Annotated in this window: 19 protein-coding genes; 2 read left to right on the top strand and 17 right to left on the bottom strand. The window is 56.5% G+C overall.

Going from position 1 to position 15238, the window contains the following annotated elements; translation table 11 throughout:
• Positions 1-81 precede the first annotated feature (81 nt).
• The 5 genes from HY308_09370 to HY308_09390 all read right to left on the bottom strand — a co-directional run bounded on the left by HY308_09370 (position 82) and on the right by HY308_09390 (position 2338).
• Positions 82-411 carry a hypothetical protein gene (locus tag HY308_09370; GenBank protein ID MBI3898490.1) on the bottom strand — a complete coding sequence of 110 codons (330 nt, stop codon included), beginning with the start codon at positions 409-411 and terminating at the stop codon, positions 82-84.
• Between the two features lie 236 nt (positions 412-647).
• A complete protein-coding gene (locus HY308_09375; GenBank protein MBI3898491.1) occupies positions 648-947 on the bottom strand; it encodes a hypothetical protein in 300 nt (99 codons plus the stop codon).
• Positions 948-1003: 56 nt separating this feature from the next.
• A complete protein-coding gene (locus HY308_09380) occupies positions 1004-1396 on the bottom strand; it encodes a hypothetical protein (GenBank protein ID MBI3898492.1) in 393 nt (130 codons plus the stop codon).
• A 17-nt stretch (positions 1397-1413) separates the two neighbouring features.
• Positions 1414-1752: a hypothetical protein gene (locus tag HY308_09385; protein MBI3898493.1), complete on the bottom strand. Its 339-nt coding sequence runs from the start codon at positions 1750-1752 to the stop codon at positions 1414-1416.
• Positions 1753-1879: 127 nt separating this feature from the next.
• Complete coding sequence (locus tag HY308_09390) at positions 1880-2338, bottom strand: hypothetical protein (protein ID MBI3898494.1); 459 nt, start codon at positions 2336-2338, stop codon at positions 1880-1882.
• A gap of 146 nt (positions 2339-2484) precedes the next feature.
• Between HY308_09390 and HY308_09395 the strand changes: the two genes are divergently transcribed.
• Positions 2485-2781 carry a helix-turn-helix transcriptional regulator gene (locus HY308_09395; GenBank protein MBI3898495.1) on the top strand — a complete coding sequence of 99 codons (297 nt, stop codon included), beginning with the start codon at positions 2485-2487 and terminating at the stop codon, positions 2779-2781.
• Positions 2782-2787: 6 nt separating this feature from the next.
• Here the strand turns inward: HY308_09395 and HY308_09400 are convergent, their stop codons facing one another.
• From HY308_09400 to HY308_09435, 8 genes are all read right to left on the bottom strand, one after another.
• Positions 2788-3747, bottom strand: a complete 960-nt coding sequence (locus HY308_09400) for an endonuclease/exonuclease/phosphatase family protein (GenBank protein MBI3898496.1) — start codon at positions 3745-3747, stop codon at positions 2788-2790.
• Between the two features lie 47 nt (positions 3748-3794).
• Positions 3795-4133 (bottom strand): hypothetical protein, encoded by a 339-nt coding sequence (locus HY308_09405; protein MBI3898497.1) that lies wholly within the window; start codon positions 4131-4133, stop codon positions 3795-3797.
• 80 nt (positions 4134-4213) lie between these two features.
• Positions 4214-4732 (bottom strand): hypothetical protein, encoded by a 519-nt coding sequence (locus tag HY308_09410; GenBank protein MBI3898498.1) that lies wholly within the window; start codon positions 4730-4732, stop codon positions 4214-4216.
• A gap of 8 nt (positions 4733-4740) precedes the next feature.
• Positions 4741-5463, bottom strand: a complete 723-nt coding sequence (locus HY308_09415; protein ID MBI3898499.1) for an RHS repeat-associated core domain-containing protein — start codon at positions 5461-5463, stop codon at positions 4741-4743.
• Positions 5464-5558: 95 nt separating this feature from the next.
• A complete protein-coding gene (locus tag HY308_09420; protein MBI3898500.1) occupies positions 5559-5774 on the bottom strand; it encodes a hypothetical protein in 216 nt (71 codons plus the stop codon).
• A 765-nt stretch (positions 5775-6539) separates the two neighbouring features.
• Complete coding sequence (xerC, locus tag HY308_09425) at positions 6540-7727, bottom strand: site-specific tyrosine recombinase XerC (protein ID MBI3898501.1); 1188 nt, start codon at positions 7725-7727, stop codon at positions 6540-6542.
• Between the two features lie 12 nt (positions 7728-7739).
• Entirely contained in the window at positions 7740-10724 is a 2985-nt protein-coding gene (locus tag HY308_09430) for a toprim domain-containing protein (GenBank protein MBI3898502.1), read from the bottom strand.
• A gap of 15 nt (positions 10725-10739) precedes the next feature.
• Positions 10740-10949 carry a type I addiction module toxin, SymE family gene (locus tag HY308_09435; protein ID MBI3898503.1) on the bottom strand — a complete coding sequence of 70 codons (210 nt, stop codon included), beginning with the start codon at positions 10947-10949 and terminating at the stop codon, positions 10740-10742.
• A gap of 129 nt (positions 10950-11078) precedes the next feature.
• On the opposite strand from HY308_09435, the gene HY308_09440 reads away from it, so the two are divergent.
• The gene (locus HY308_09440) at positions 11079-11471 is read left to right on the top strand and encodes a helix-turn-helix domain-containing protein (protein MBI3898504.1); all 393 of its coding nucleotides are present in this window, start codon (positions 11079-11081) and stop codon (positions 11469-11471) included.
• A gap of 107 nt (positions 11472-11578) precedes the next feature.
• On the opposite strand, the gene HY308_09445 is transcribed toward HY308_09440, so the two are convergent.
• The 4 genes from HY308_09445 to HY308_09460 are packed head-to-tail and all read right to left on the bottom strand — an operon-like array spanning position 11579 to position 15164.
• Positions 11579-11830: a hypothetical protein gene (locus HY308_09445; GenBank protein ID MBI3898505.1), complete on the bottom strand. Its 252-nt coding sequence runs from the start codon at positions 11828-11830 to the stop codon at positions 11579-11581.
• A 14-nt stretch (positions 11831-11844) separates the two neighbouring features.
• The gene (locus HY308_09450) at positions 11845-12639 is read right to left on the bottom strand and encodes a hypothetical protein (protein MBI3898506.1); all 795 of its coding nucleotides are present in this window, start codon (positions 12637-12639) and stop codon (positions 11845-11847) included.
• On the bottom strand, positions 12542-13882 hold the full coding sequence (locus HY308_09455; GenBank protein ID MBI3898507.1) for an RHS repeat protein: 1341 nt from the start codon (positions 13880-13882) through the stop codon (positions 12542-12544). The genes HY308_09450 and HY308_09455 overlap by 98 nt, the downstream gene beginning before the upstream one ends.
• A complete protein-coding gene (locus HY308_09460; protein ID MBI3898508.1) occupies positions 13866-15164 on the bottom strand; it encodes an RHS repeat protein in 1299 nt (432 codons plus the stop codon). The genes HY308_09455 and HY308_09460 overlap by 17 nt, the downstream gene beginning before the upstream one ends.
• Positions 15165-15238 lie beyond the last annotated feature (74 nt).

Raw genomic sequence — 15238 nt, forward strand, 5'->3', positions numbered from 1 at the left:
CGGACGCGAATCGATGCGCAAGGAACGCACCCGCTTGCCCCATGGCGGTCAGTCTGATAGATAAACCGCCGACTTGCGTCGCTACGCTCCGCGGGTGACCGTCATGACTGGAATGGGTGGCCGGCTTGGCCGGAATGCGCACTCCATACGTTTTGTCCATAAATCGATCACTCGACGGCGTGATTTTGGAATATTTTCTTTAGAGAGGCACAACGGATGTAATACTCGAACAGGGTTCGGCTCATCGACTTCCGCATTTGCACCGATATCGCGCCAGCGTTGATATCCGTGCTCCTTTGCCAAAATATCAAGAGCTCGGTGGTGGGATACGTGTGGAAGATTCTTGTGGATGGCTTTTGCGGTAAGCCGAAGCTTGCGGACAAGGGTCGGCGTGAGAACGACTTGCGACATGGGTTATCTCCTGTTTGTGTAGGCGCTTAACGACCTCATGGCCCGCACATGAGGTTGCCCAAGCACACAAAACAAGCGCAACCCAGAACCGAAGATATGACCAAGTGCTGCCGTAGCTGCTTTACCGTTGGCGGGACGATGACCCCTTGGTGGGCCCGTTAGATCCTATCCGCCTATGAATTCCTATTCAACTTCGGCTATTTATCTGAGATTTAGTAGAGGGGTAGGCAACCTAATTACTCCTTGATGTAACTGCGACACTCAGCAATAAGGGCCGTAAGCTCATTCGCGTCGGGACGAATTTCCAGCAATGCGAGAACTTCTGCGATTTGCGGAACAGTTGGGATTAGTTCCGTGGGGCCTTCCCACATCCAATCGATGACAATGCGTTGCAAGTCCAAGGCGGGCAGCGTAGCAACTTCGTTCCGGGTAGGAACGTACATTCCGGAACGGAACGTTCCCGTTGACCGATGCGCGCCCCAAGCGGCTTTGAAAGCGCCTTCAAGAATACCAAAGCGGTCGTTGGGATTTTTCATATCGCGCTGTTACTGATTCTGGTTAGATTGCTCGCCTGTGCTGATGGGACATGGCGTTAGCCCTCAACCGGCTCCATCTCGTGTTTAGCCGCCTCGATTACTAGCGCTGGCTTGTCGAGACACTCGTTAGGCGCCTGCCCACGCAACCAACCGTTTCTGGAATGGAACCAGAACAGTATGTTCCAGGGGTCGTTCTTCTTGTCGCCGAAGATTTTTAGCACCTGGGCGATGACCGGGCACGGCTTCATGTGTACGTCGAATTGATAGGCAGCGTAGCGATCCTCCTCGACGCCCTCCAGCCGGGGAACCGGCACGGCAAAGATTTTGCCGCTTCGTTTCCATCGTGCCGCCAAACCTTTAGTCCGCTGTCCGTTGGCTTTGGCGATCTCTGTGGCCGTGAGCCATTGCGTGTCGGAAAGTACCCAAAGCCGCAGTGCTTGCGCGTCCATTGCTCGATGCTTGGTTTTCACTTTCTGTGCTGGCGGAACTTCCGGCCACACTGGTCGAACTCGGGAAGGCTTTTGGCTTCAATACCGCAAACGAGTTCGCCTTTGGAAGAAGACTTGTCATTAATGCATTCATTAACGAGATCAGGAAACTGGGCGGAACGGATGTATCTGTCGACGTCGTAGGCGATCTGCTCTCGGCTTGTGCCGAACTTGGAGTGTGCTTCCACTTGAAGCAAAGCTATATTGCGTACGAGCTTATCGCATAGCTCGACACGGTTATCACCGCAGGATGTCAGGAAAAACGAAAGTGACCCAATGACGAAGAGATGCGTCGTACCGACTATTCGTGCGTGCATCGATGGTTCCTTCCGACCGATGTGTTAGTTGAAAGTGCGCGATAGAAATGAGGACCTTCCTGCCCATAACACTTTTCGCGAAACCATAACTACTCCCACTCTCATCTGCTCCAACCCCGACTCCGTTCTAACGACGCTTATTTCGTTTCTTGGTCGGGCCCCGGAAGATCAAACGTCGATTTAGCAGGTCCGACTCTTTTGTGTCGAACGCAGACACCATCAAACGTTCGCCGCTCCCAAGCACATAGACGGACGCTTTTTGGTGTTGGGCGTTAGGTTCAATGCCTTCCCAGATCTCCACCAGCGGCTCCATCGTCCAGCGTTCCGCCCCTGTCATGTATTTCGGTAATACGATCTGGACTTCCTCAAGCTTTACGCCGTCCATTTCTTGAAACTCACGCAGTTGGTCGACCTCGCTTAGGAAGGCCGGCTGGCGCAGTCGCACATCGCGCTCTGCTTGAAACTGATAAACGAGATGAAACCAAGGAACGTGCAGCCGACGGATGACATAAGACCAAGCGCGGTTTCCGTCTTCCCGGAAGACTTCCGGCAGCGGGATCTCGGCGTAATCAATTGTTTCGAACATTGTTGAGCCTTGGAGTCTCGTTCGGGCGGCTGTTTAGTTATTAGATCGAGATACTAAGGATTCCTTAGTATCCAAACAAGATTAAATACTAAGAATGTCTTAGCTCACAAGCTCGGAAAGGGCGAAGAGTGGGCGGTTCAGACAGAGTGTTATGCCCGGTTGGGCTGAGACTACGGCAAGCTCGAGAAAGAAAGGGACTGTCCCAAAAGCGGGTCGGAATTCTCGCTGGGATGGACCAGTTTGCAGCGAGTGCGCGCGTGAATCAGTACGAGAAAAACAAGCATGTTCCCGACTATTCGACCGCGAAGCGCTTGGCACACGTGCTAGGTGTGCCAGTGACGTTCCTGTATGCGGAAGACGACGATTTGGCGGAACTTATCTTGCGCTACGCTGGCGCAAGCAAAACTGCGCGGGCGCGAGCCAGGGGCTTATTAGGCCCGTAGCTCGGTTCACCCCTTATTTGTCCAAAGCTGAGCCCACATCGGTCGATGGTCAGAAATGTGGTAGCGAAGGTAAGTTTTAAAGTTGTTCTTATTTTTTCCGTCCTGCCATAACTCCGGAAACAGAACCGAGTCGTAGTCAAAGACGCCTTTCTGGCCAGTGAAGCAGCGTTTGCTCGTTTCGGGCAGGAACACGATTTGATCGTATTCGGCATCGGTACTGATGCTAGAGGCGATCCGTGTGGAATGTTCCGGCACCTCAAGTCCAAGCTTCGTCAGTGCGTTGAAGATGGGATCACCGGGTTCTCTTTTGGGCATATTGAAGTCGCCAAGCGCCACGACCTCTCGAGTGAATGAAAAACGGCTCTTTTTTCGCAAGTCTGCCCATTTTGCGACAGCAAAAGTTTCCAGAGATCGACGCGCGATGGATTTTGGTTTGCCGTCGCCAAAATACAGGTGCACGTTTACGAACGTAAACGATGTCTTGCCGGTAGCAAAGGACGCCAGATAGGGGTTTCGATCAAAGCCGTCAAACGTTTGGGTTATTCCCGGCAACTTAACCGATTTGCATTGGGACGGTGGAAAAGCGATCTCTCCCACCTCTTCGAGCACGGTTAGCTTTTCACTGTCATACACGTACACCATGCGCTCATCGTTTCCGGCGACGTCTGACATGACAACGCGGTAGGAGCTAGGAAGCTTACGCTGCACGTCGAAGAGGTCCCCAAAGTTCCCTCGACACTCCTGGATGGCCACTAAATCGAACCAACTGACGATCTCCGCAAGGAGAGATAGGTCCTTGTCAGTGCGCTCCTGAGCTCCAAAATTGGCGATGTTCCAGGTCGCCACAAGCAGTGTGTCGTTTTCGCGATTTGGGATAGAACGCTTCTGTCTGTGTTGTCGCAGATGCTCGATCTCGACCATCGGATTGTAGTCAAACGCGAACTTTGGCTTTGGAAAGACTGGCATATGCTAGGTTCTGACCTTAGGCGTTCGTCGAAGGGATGGCGCCTCTTCTAGCTACAAGGGAAGCGTTCACGGAGTTCCTGCGTTAAAGAGCCGATGGCTTGTTCCGAGGTGATTCGCTGCTTAGGATGTTTTTTATTGAGAATCTCGAACAGCAGACTCGATGGAACGTTGCGTCCCGTCCGACAAAAGAGTCGGGGCTTCCCGCTCTTGGCTAGCTGATCAGAGTACTCGGAAAACGCATAGCTCACCCCTGAAATCCAAAGCATGGTTTGCTCAAGGTTGGCGCTCTCTAACTGAAACAGCGCCTTGGGCGCCCAAGCGTCTTGATTTGCCGTGGCAGGAATTGTGAACAGAATTGCAATGACTATAAGCAGTTCTTTCTGCATAACGGTTAGACGCCGATGGGTCCGAGCAAACCCTATTGATAGAAGAAGCCCGGCTAGAGCCGGGCTTTGTTTGGTTCAGCTTACATGGGATCTTGCTTTCGCATCAATGTAACAGCGCATACCGCGAGTACCGCAACAAACAACAGCGGTATCACTACTTCGAGCCCAAGCAACATTATGAACTGCCCGGAACTGTCTGCGAGCGCGAACATGACTCGGTAAAGCTCCACGATATTTTTACCGATAACTTTCCAGCCCCACATTGACAGGTAAATCGCTGCACTAACGAGCAACCATATTGCCCGCCGTCTACTACTGAAGATGGCGAATACAGCGGCGATCAATCCGACAAGCACCAGAACCGCATGGATGAGGGCATTGCTGTAAGTAGCTTTCTTAAAGGCAGCACAATCGAACTCTGGCTGCGCGGGAAGGCCAGACCGTTTTAATTGCTCCTGAATGCCTTGTGCTTTTTGCTCATCATCGATTGAACACATCTCTTCTAGCGCTGTGCCAACTTCTCCACTAAGGAACGGCCAAAGAGAGTGCGCCCCGACGATCAACCAAGCGGCAACCGCGAAACTAGCGATAATTTTCATGCGTCTCCTCATTGGCACTTGCACGGGTTTTTCGCGCTGCTTGGGAATAGCGCCTGTAACCTATCAGCACATTCTATGATTACTTGTGCTTCGTTACCTCCGATGATACGCAATGTTATTGCAACAGCTTTCTGTTGATCCGGTGTAAGCCGATTGAATTGCGACATGCACTCCAATGTCGGATCCATGGGATAAGGCGGGTTTGAGTTGCAACGAGTATTACATTGCCTCAGTGCGCACGGCGCGAGAAGCAGCCTGCCCGCACTGGAATCAATATCCAGTCCTGGTGGAATGATGTCTGGGATTGAACCGGGGAAGCCCGGCTTTCCTGGCGTCTCCGCAAGACCAAGCGGATCGATATACCTCAGCGGATTGTCGGCTGCGTAAGCGTACGGCTGATTGAGCCCATTCAGGGCCAACCCCTTGTGCGACAACAGCAGGTACTTCGCCTTCACTGCCCACGGCAAGTTAGGTAACAACCCGATCCCTGGAATAACACCAAGTGGGTCGAAAGTGATGTAGCGACCAAGTGCAGGTGAGTAGTAACGGTGCCAGTTATAAAATAGTCCCGACTCTGCATCGTAGTACGCGCCCTCTACGAGTTCGTCGTTAGCGGCAACATTTTCCTGATGCAGATCAGCAGTTAAACAAGCGATCACGATGACGTGAGTTGTGTCATCGAGGTCGTGAACCCCGGATGCGAGTTTTGGCTTAACAGCGAGCGCGGCCATGGTGCGATTCTAGTCGTGCGCGCCGCTGTCGATGAAGCGGTTTTTTCTTTAACGGCGCATTGCCCAAGGCCGGGCATCGCCCGGCCTTGGGTTTCTTATACGTCGTTCATCCGATCGCGTACGTAATCGCGCTCGTGTTGCAGGAAGTCGATGAAGGTGGGTTTTGCGTCTTGCAGTAACGCGAGTTCGAGCATGCCGGCGAGTTGGTGGAGACGGCAACGCAAGGCGGCATGGCGCGGGTTGCCGTTGAGGCCGGCGATGAGGAACAAGGTTTGATTGGTGATGGCTGACTGGATGTCGTCGTCGGTCATGGGTGGTGCTCCGTGTTGTTTTGCCGCGCACTCGGGTGGAGTTCGCTTAGGCGTGGGCGGCAGCGCACGGCGCGCAGGACCCGTCCAGGGTCGCGCGTTGTTTGCGCGACTTGCGAAGCCCTGGACGGGGCCGAGCACCGTGCGATGCTGACCGTGCCTAAGCGAACGGTGGGGATGGGATGAGTTGGGATTCTTAACTTCGCGCAGGATGCGCGACCGAACTTCTGTTGTTCGTTTCTTAAACGCGATTACTCTCGATGTGATTTTTCACATGCCCCTTCCCCACCGGGGAAGGGGCCGGCGTTTACGCCGCGAGGGATGGGGGCACATCGCGGGCCGGTTAACATAGCGCCTCTTACGCGTCACTCGCGCATCGTTGCGAGCGTAGCGAGCGCGCGAGTGACGCGTAAGACGGCGTTATGTTGAGCGGCACGCCCCAACATCCCCCCTTCGGGGGGCTTGGGGGGCGATCCGTGCGCGCTTGCGCGCACACGATTGCCGTTGTTGCCTTGCGCGCGCTTTGCTTGCAAGCCGCGTGACGGGGTGGCCGGGGTCCCTGGCGCGCGGCTTGCGAAGCGCGCGCAAGGCAACAACGGCCAACGACCGCGAGCAGGACGCGAGCGTGCAGAACCTCGGCACTCCCGTTGAACGAAGACGGCCAGGGATGGCCGTGCTAGCCCGGCGCGGCGCTTGCGGTTGTTTTGCAAGCGCCGTGACGGGCGGACCGTGAGCCACGGTGAACGTGATATCGAGCGGCACATCGTGTCACGCCTTGACGTCCTCATTGCTCTCGTCTTTCTTCTTTCGCGGGCCGCGTCGGTTAGGTCGTGGGGCGTAGGGTCGGCGGTAGAACTGTTGCGGCGGTGTCGTGTCGCTTTCGGTTTCGGTTTCCTCTTCTTCCACTTCTCTCGCGAGCACGGTGAGCAACGCGTCACGTTGCGCATTCGGTGTCGTGTTGCTGGTGGTGTTGCGATGGCACGTTGCCGGATGCGTCGCCTCATGCACCGCCTTCAACTTGTTGAGTGCGACGTGCGTGTAGATCTGTGTGCTCTCTAAACTCGCGTGTCCGAGCAACGCTTGGATGAAGCGTGTGTCGGCGCCGTTGTCGAGCATGTGAGTCGCGCAGGCATGACGGAACAAGTGACAGGCGCCGCGCATCGTGATGCCGGCGTTCTGGATGTGCTCCTTGACGATGCCGGTCAAGTGGTCGTCGGTCAGCGCATCACCTTGCGAGGTTAAGAACATGATGCCTTCATCACGACCGCTGATGAACGGATCGCGCCCGTCACGACGATAACGATCGACCCAACCACATGCGCGCTCACCGAGGGGCACGATGCGATCCTTGGCACCTTTGCCGTTGCGCACGAGTAGCGAGCCGCGTTTCGTGTCCACGTCATAGATCAACAACCGCATTAGTTCCGAGCGCCGGATCGCGCTGGAGTAAAGCACTTCGAGGATCGTTCGATCGCGTAGGCCCAACAACGTCACGGTGTCCGGCATGGCGATGATGCGCTCGACGTCGGCGACCGAGAGCACGTAGCGCGCCAGGTTGTGAACGACTTTCGGCAACTCAAGCTCGCTCGCCGGGTTGTAGAGGATGTGGTGCTCGCGTGTGAGCCAACGGAAGAACGCTTTTAGCGGTGCAAGCTCGGTGTACTGGCTGCTGAACGAGAGCGGTTCGCCGTTCGGTTTGCGGTAGTGATAGAGATGGCGCTGGTAGCGTTCGAGGATGGGCAACGTGATCTCGCGCGGATCGTTGAGTCCACGTTCGTCGCCCCAGAGGATGAAGCGTTTGATGGCACGCTGCCGGTGTTGCAGCGTGCGCGGTGACAAGCCTTTGGCACCAGTGGCATCGATGAAGTCGCGCAGCGCGCGACTTAAGCCGTTGGCAGGCAGTTGCCAACGACGGCTTCGCAGACCGGCAGCGTTTTTGCGTTGCGCTCTACGCATACGTTCCTACGCCTACGATTCCGTTTCGGTTTCGGGTTCCGGAAGTGCGTTTTCGAGCAGGTCATCGCGCGAGGCGGATTCCACGCTTTGATTGCCGAGGGTTTCGTTATTTTTTGTGGGCCGCGATCCCCCCGTGTTGACCCCGCGTTGGGGGCGCGTTGACCCCGCGAACCCCCCGTCCGACCCCCGCGAACTTTTTGTTGTAGATGTAGATCGCAACTTCTCGACGTCGATCAAGCCGGGCACGAACGGTTTGCCGTCTTTGCCTTTGCCGTCGTAGATCAACTCATACACGAACGATTGGCCGCGGCCGCCGCGATGCACGATCAAGTATTCGAGCTCGACGAGGCGATCGATGTGCAGACGTAATTGCGTGTCACTTAAGCTCGTGAACTCGCGAACCTCACGCCGGCTAAAGCGGAAGTCGCATCGGTCCATCTTTAAGCGCACGCACGACGCGCTCACCATGTGATCGAGCAACAACAACAGCCGCCGCGTTTGCGGCGGTAACTCATCGAGCGTGCGACCGAGCACGTCGTGCGCAAGTTTGTTGGCGATCTCGATGTCGTCCAAGCTCGCCTCGATGTACTCCTTCGGTTGGCCGCGATGGGTCATGGTTTTGATGATGCGCTGGTGCTGGTGCACGAGCGCGATCGCGCGGATGAGCGCGAGGTACTTGGTGTGATCGCGACGCATCCGGGTCGCGGTGTCGGGGAACGTGAGCGCCCGCGCGAACGGATTGACGACGTGCAACGACTTTAACAAGCGTTGCGCGTTCTGATGGAGCTTGAGCAGATGGCTCCGCTCTTCTTTGGCGATGAACCCTTCGAGCGTTTCGGCTTCGCGCTGCAACTGATGGATCGCACGTGTTTGCTCGCGGTTCTCATCGACGGCTAGGACTAAGCAACGGTTCATGAGCTCGTCGTCGATGTCGATGGCGGTGGTGGTCATAAAGATCATGACCGGACCCTCGACGCTGTAAGGCTGTGTCTCAAGCCGGCCGGTCTCCGGATCTTTGGCGGTGCTCGCGATGGTGAGCTTGCCTTCACTCTGCAACAGCTTTAACGCATACGAGGCGCGCGCCGCACCTTCTTCTTCGGAGAGCGCGAGCACTTTGTGTTTGAGATTGATGTTGCCCATGTAGAACAACGCCTGACCCGTGATCGCGGAGTATTGGATGCGCTCTTCCTCCGGCACGAACGCAAGGCACGCCTCCATCAACGACGATTTGCCGGCAGCGCTCGTGCTCTGCACGATCACCGCCAGCGGTTTGTCGAGCTTGCGCGAGACGGCGGCTAAATAACCGACGAGCTTGTTGGTCTCTTCGCCGACCACGCCGCAGGCGTGGAAGTCGGCGAGGATGCGATCGAGGAGCTTTACATCGCGCAACAGATCGAGGGCGGCTTTCTTTTCGTCGTCGGTGAGTGTGACGAGCTCGGGCTTTTTGTCGTTGGTCTTCGCGAGTGTCGCTTCGTGGAGCGCTTCGAGCTTTAAGTAGATGCGGCCCAGGTCTTTGATGAGCACGTCGTCTTTTAGGTTTAACTCTTTGGCCGCAAGGGTGGCGAACATCGCGCGGTGACGCGCGATGTTGATGTCGAAGGTATCGACGTGGAAGGCGTCGTTGCGTGAGACGAGCACGTTCACTTTGATCGGGGTGAGGCTCGGGTTTTGCGCAAGGCCACGGATGCGGTAACGCCGGTCACCAAGACCGATCAGGATTTGCTCGCCGTCGATCTCGGTCACCAGCTCGACTTTCGGTGCCTCGGGCAACGGCGAGGCCGGGGCCGCCGGCTCGATGATCGTCGGCGACACGATCTCGCTCGGCGTCGTTGCTTCGATGAGTACCGGTTCGATATCGACACTCATCGTGTCGGTGGTGAGCGCCGGTGCCTTACCTTTGCCGAGCCAGATGGCGGAGCGGATCACAAGCCCTAAGCTCTTCGATGCCGGTTGCATGCGCAACGCGTACTCGTTCGCGTCCATGCCTTTCGGGAACTCGATGCGGTAGCAATCAATGCCGGCGTTCAACAACAACTCGGCGACCTTGGCCGCACCGACATCGCCGGCCTCGTCGCGATCGTAAGCAATGAGCACGCGCTTCGTGCCGTACTTTTGGAACGCGGCTAAATGATCGTCGGTGAAGCCGCCGGTGCCGTAACTCGATGTGACGTGACGGAAGCCGGCGCACCAGAACGTGAGCGCGTCGATCAACGCTTCGCACAGGATGATTTCGTCGCTCACTTTGATCGCGTCGAGGTTGAAGACGCCGGCATGTGGACCGGGCAGGTAAAGATGTTTCGGCTCGCCTTCTTTCACCTTGCTCGTTTTGCGACCGTAGACCTCGACGACATTGCCGCCCGCATCGAGGATCGGAACGATGAGGCAACCGGCGAAGTGCTCGTGACCGCTTGCGCGCATGATACCGAGCTTTTCGAGTTGGGCGCGGATGTCGGCGCCGCTCTTGCGTTGTTTGTTCGGCAGACGCAGACCCAACGTGCGATTGGCAAGGCCGAGCTTGAAGTACTCAATGGCTTCGCTCGATACGAGGCCGCGCTTTTCGAGGTACGCCAAGCCCTCGCGGTTTTGCGTCAAGGTGCGGTGGTAGTAGTCGATGACTTGGTTGAGCAATGCTTGGTCATCAGCATCGAACTGCACCGGCGGCGGTAAGGCGCGCACCGTGGTTTGTTTGACGGGCTGCGCGGTTAAAGCACCAATGCCCTCGCGCAACAACTCATAAGCATGACGGAACGATACGCCGTTGCGCTTCATGACCCACTGGAACACGTCGCCGCCTTCGTGGCAGGCGCCTAAGCAATGCCAGAGATTTTTGTCAGGGGTGATCGCAAGCGATGGGGTTTTGTCGTCGTGGAACGGGCAGCGGCCCATTAAGGTTTTGCCGTGGCGCTTGAGCTCGATGCCGGCGGCCTCGACGAGGCGTTCGATGGAGACGGTTTGTTTGAGGCGCTCGATGTCGTCGGGTGGGATGCGTTGGGGCATGACGGGCTCCGTGGCTTACGTCTCGTTGTCGGGGTCGATTACTTCGAGCGCGAGCAGTCCGCGCGCGACCGCGACACGTACCTCGGCGCCAATGGTGAAGCCAGCTTGATCGAGCCAACGGCCTTGCAGGCGAAGCAGCGGTATCGGCTGAGGAAGTTGACGCGGGTGACGAGTGCCACGGGACTCGACGCGGGTGCGGTTGACCGTCAGGCGGCGCGGTTTCATCGAGTCAGTAAGCTCCGTTTTTCTGGTTTTTCGCCGAACCCTGTCAATAGGGTTTGAGTAAAAATAACTCGGGCGCTAGAGTACTCTTATTACGAGTCTTGTCAACTCTCACATTCAGAGGTGGGCCTTATGCTGATGGCGTCGCAATCAGAGTCGGTGGTGAGAGTGATGACCCCGGATGAGCAACAGTTTTTGAAGGCGCTCGGTGGCCGCATCGCCGCGCTGCGTAAGGCACAAGGTGTGAGTCAACGCGCAATGGCCGATGAACTCGGGATCGCGCAGCAGACCTACGCGCACTATGAAGTCGGCCGCATCCGTATGCCGATCGCGACACTGCCGGTGATCGCGCAGTTCTTCGGTGTCAGCGTCGATGAACTGCTCGGACGCAAGAACGGCACCGGCAAGCGCGGACCGGCGCCGAAGCTGCAACAGCAGATCGAACGGTTAAGTCGGTTGCCGAAGGCGAAGCAGAAGTTTGTGATGGAGATGCTGGAGGGCGTGCTCAGTCAGGCGAGCCGCTAAAACGATGAAGCCGGCGTGAGCCGGCTTCATGGGTTGTGTTGATGGGTTGCACCCATCCTACCGCGCTTCTGACGCCCTCGGCCGGCTTTTTATTTTGCTTTTCTGCCCTACACAGACTGCGAAATTATCAAAATATCGTCGTCGTCCTCTGGGTAATGCAAAAAGCCCAGCTCATCCGTTTCAATCATCACACCGCTTGATAATGTACCGCCACCAACAAGCTCTTCCTTTGTAAGCCAGCTGTCATACCCGTCAAGGCATTCCCGCTTATCGTAGTCACATACGACGGTGCCTCGGACATTTCCTTCCACGAGAACATGATCGCCAACGTTTATTTCTGTTCCATTTTTATAGCGCATACATTGCACCTAAATTATTTAATAAAGGGCTCAATAGGAATCCACGTTGGCTGGATTTCATTTGGTTTCGCAACCCATTTCTGTTTTGCCCAAAAGCAGTCGCACTTTGGATAGGGCATTTGATTAGCAATAAATATATTGTGGTGAGAACCATAAACGCCATGCTGCTTTTGATTGTCCGGGATAACGTCTAGCGGTCGGTACCCAATAGTGCCAACTGGAACGATTTTACCGCTCACTGTTTTACAGGGAGGACATTTTTTATCGTCGCACTGTTGTGTAACAGGAGTTGCTGCTCCTGCACCAGCAGCTATTGCTCCTAATAAGACTCTTGCCCCAGCGCCGATTGCGATTCCTTCAATAATACAGGCATCTTCAATACACAGACCGGACGGATCGGTCCATCGCAGTGGATTGTTGCGAACGTAGGTGTAAGTGTTGGGACCACCCTCCAACCCAATCGGATCACTGGTGAGGTAACGTCCCAGCGCCGGGCTGTAATACCGATTCCAGTTATAGAACAGTCCACTCTCCGCGTCCGCGTACATGCCAGCATACCTCAAGTTAACCGTCGCCGTTCCGGTCGGGCTCGTCTCCCCAAACGCCCTACCCTCCCAGCGCCAGACGACAGTCGTGTTGCTGGCGTTGGTGCCCAGCCGCGGGGTTCCTTCATGATCGGTGTGTAGGTAGGTCAAGGTCTCGGTGTTGCCGCTACGTTTGACTTGTGCGATCGGGAGGTTGTCGGTGTAGACGTAGACGACTTTGACGGTGCCGGTGTTGCTGGTTTCTAGGATGAGGTTTCCTGTCAGGTCGTAGTGGTAGACGGTCGTGGTGTTGCCCTCGACTTTGCGGGTTCGCTGGCCTAGGTGGTTGTAGGTGTAGGTGCCTCAGTAATAGACCATCGGCACGGTAGGTTCTGCCCGTGAGCAGGGTCGTGGCGAGGCTGTTTGCCGTCCCGGTGACGCCGGTGATTCTGCCGAGGGTATCTCTTGGGTAAGTGACGACGCGGTTGTCGGGATAGGTGATGCTCTTTATCCGGTTGCCGGCGTCGTAGGTGGTTTGGGTGAGATACGTTTTTCCGAGTTCGGTTTTGCGCTGAGTTACTACGTTGCCGAAGGCGTCGTAGCCGTAGACCGTCGTGCCGGATTCGTCGGTGACTTGGCAGAGGTTGCCGTTGCCTAAGGTGCAGTTGGTCGCGGTGTCGTAGACATAGATCACGTCGACGTCGGTCGGGTGGTCGATCAGTTTGAGTCGGTTGAGGGCGTCGTAGGTGTACTTCACCGTGATGCCGCGGGCGTCGGTAACTTGCTTTACGTTGCCGGCGTCGTCGTAGACGTAGGTGGTGGCGCCCCGATCCGGGCTCGTCTCTTTTAAGAGATTGGCTAAATCGTCGTACTCATAGGTGGTGGTGGCGTTGTTGGGCGCCTTCACTTGAACGAGTTGGTCGTTTTGGTTGTAGCCGTAGGTGGTAATGCCGCCGAGGTTGTTGACCGTTTGGATGAGGCGGTTTAAGGCGTCGTAGGTATGGGTGGTGGCGATGCCGCTACTCGCCGCAACCTGCTTGGGGTCGGTCTCATTAGTAAGGTTGCCGATGGCGTCGGTGAGTTGTTGGGTGATGGCGCTGCCGACGGTGATCGCATTGACGTGATTACGCAGGTCGTAGGCGGTGTCGATCTGGCGTACTAAGGTGCCGGTCAGGTCGTAGGTCGCTGCTTGGGTGCGGTTGCCTTTTAGATCGTAAGTGTAGGTAACGCGGTTGCTCTGATTGTCGGTAATCGAGGTGAGCTGTTGAGCCGCGTTGTAGGTGTACGTCAACACAACGCCATCGGGTAACGTGATCGACGTAACGTTGCCGGCGGGGTTGTAGGTGTAGCGCGTGATTCGGGAGGCGCCGGTCGCTGGTGTTTGGGTGATGGTTCTCACCTTGCCCCGTGGCTCGTAGTCGTAGACGGTCTTGAGACCATTGGGGTCGGTGATCTGAGTGACACGGCCAGCCGTGTCGTAACTGTCGTAGGTGGTGATGTGGCCGACGGCGTTAGTGACGGACTTCAATTGGCCACAGGCGGTGCCGGTGGTGCAGTCGTAGTACGCCAGCGTGGTGCTGTCGCTGACGTCGGTTCTTGGGCCGTCGATGGTGGTGACTTGGCTGTTGGCGTTGTAGCCGAGTGTGATGGTGCGAGTCGCTGTTGTAGGTGTAGGTGGTGACGCGACCTTCCGGGTCTTTGCGACAGGTGACGTTGTTGTTGCTGTCGAATGTTTGGGTTAAAGCTTTGTTGTCACTGGTGTTGAGTTTGGCAATGAGGTTCTTCACGCCCAGATTGGGTTGGAAGGTGTAGATGGAGGTGGTGTTGACGGCGTCGCGAACCGTGGTCTGCGTGTCGGAGTCGTATTGTAAGGTGGCTTTTTCTGCCCCGCCGGCGTGTTCGGTCGATGTGGCTTTGCCGTTGGTGTCGTAGGTGTAGGTGCTGTAACGGGTGATGACGCCGGTGGTGTCTTTATAGGAGATGCCGGTTAGGTGGTGCGGGAAGGCGGCATTCTCGTAGTGATAAAGAACTTCGGCGTTGTTCGCGTTGTCGTCCGGGTACATGACGCGGATTAAGTTATTTTGGGTGTCGTAGTAGTAACGAGTGATGCGGGTGGCCGCGTCGGTGACGGTCGCCAACTTTCCGGTCGCCTCGTAAGTGAACTGCAATGTATGGCCGAAGGGGCCAGTGATCGTTAACAACTTATCGGCGCTGTCGTAGGTATATGTTGTGACTCGGCCGACGCGGTCGGTGGTGGAGATGATGGGCGCGATCACCAAGTCTGACGTGCCGCGATAGCGGTCCACGGAACCATCGGGATAGGTCAAGGTATAGCCGGTGGCGTCGCGGACTAAAACGAGATCGGTGTCGGGGTCGCCGTTGCAGGCGCCGGATGTGGGGCAATAGAACAGTTCGCTCTTACCGGTCGCGGTGCGGACGCGGGTGTAGATCATGGGCACGGAGCCGGCGCTGACCCCGTACGGTTCTAAGCGTTGGCTGATCGGCGAGCTCCAGCCATATCCGAGTCCTAGATGGGTGAGGTCTAGGCTGTTGTAGTGGCGACTAAAGGCCGGCGTACCGTCGGTGCCCAGCACGTCGGCGGCGCGTTGGTATTTGTTGCCGGTGGCAGCGTTGCAGGGGTTCTGAACGGTCGCGTCGCACTTGGGTTGGCCGCAGTCTTTGAGGCAAGGCGGAAGCGGAGCCGCGCAGTCGGTAGCACCGGGGCCGATCCATTGAGTGCCGACGGGGCATTGTGGCGCTGTGTACGTTAACTGATACCCAATGGCGGAGGCGCTACCGTTGCGGGACATAATGTAAGTGCCGGTACTGTCGGTGAAAGACCAATCAAAAACACAACCCGATCCGCTGCCGACATACCAAAAAC

The sequence above is a fragment of the Gammaproteobacteria bacterium genome, assembly GCA_016199745.1.
Classification (GTDB): Bacteria; Pseudomonadota; Gammaproteobacteria; order Acidiferrobacterales; family Sulfurifustaceae; genus JACQFZ01.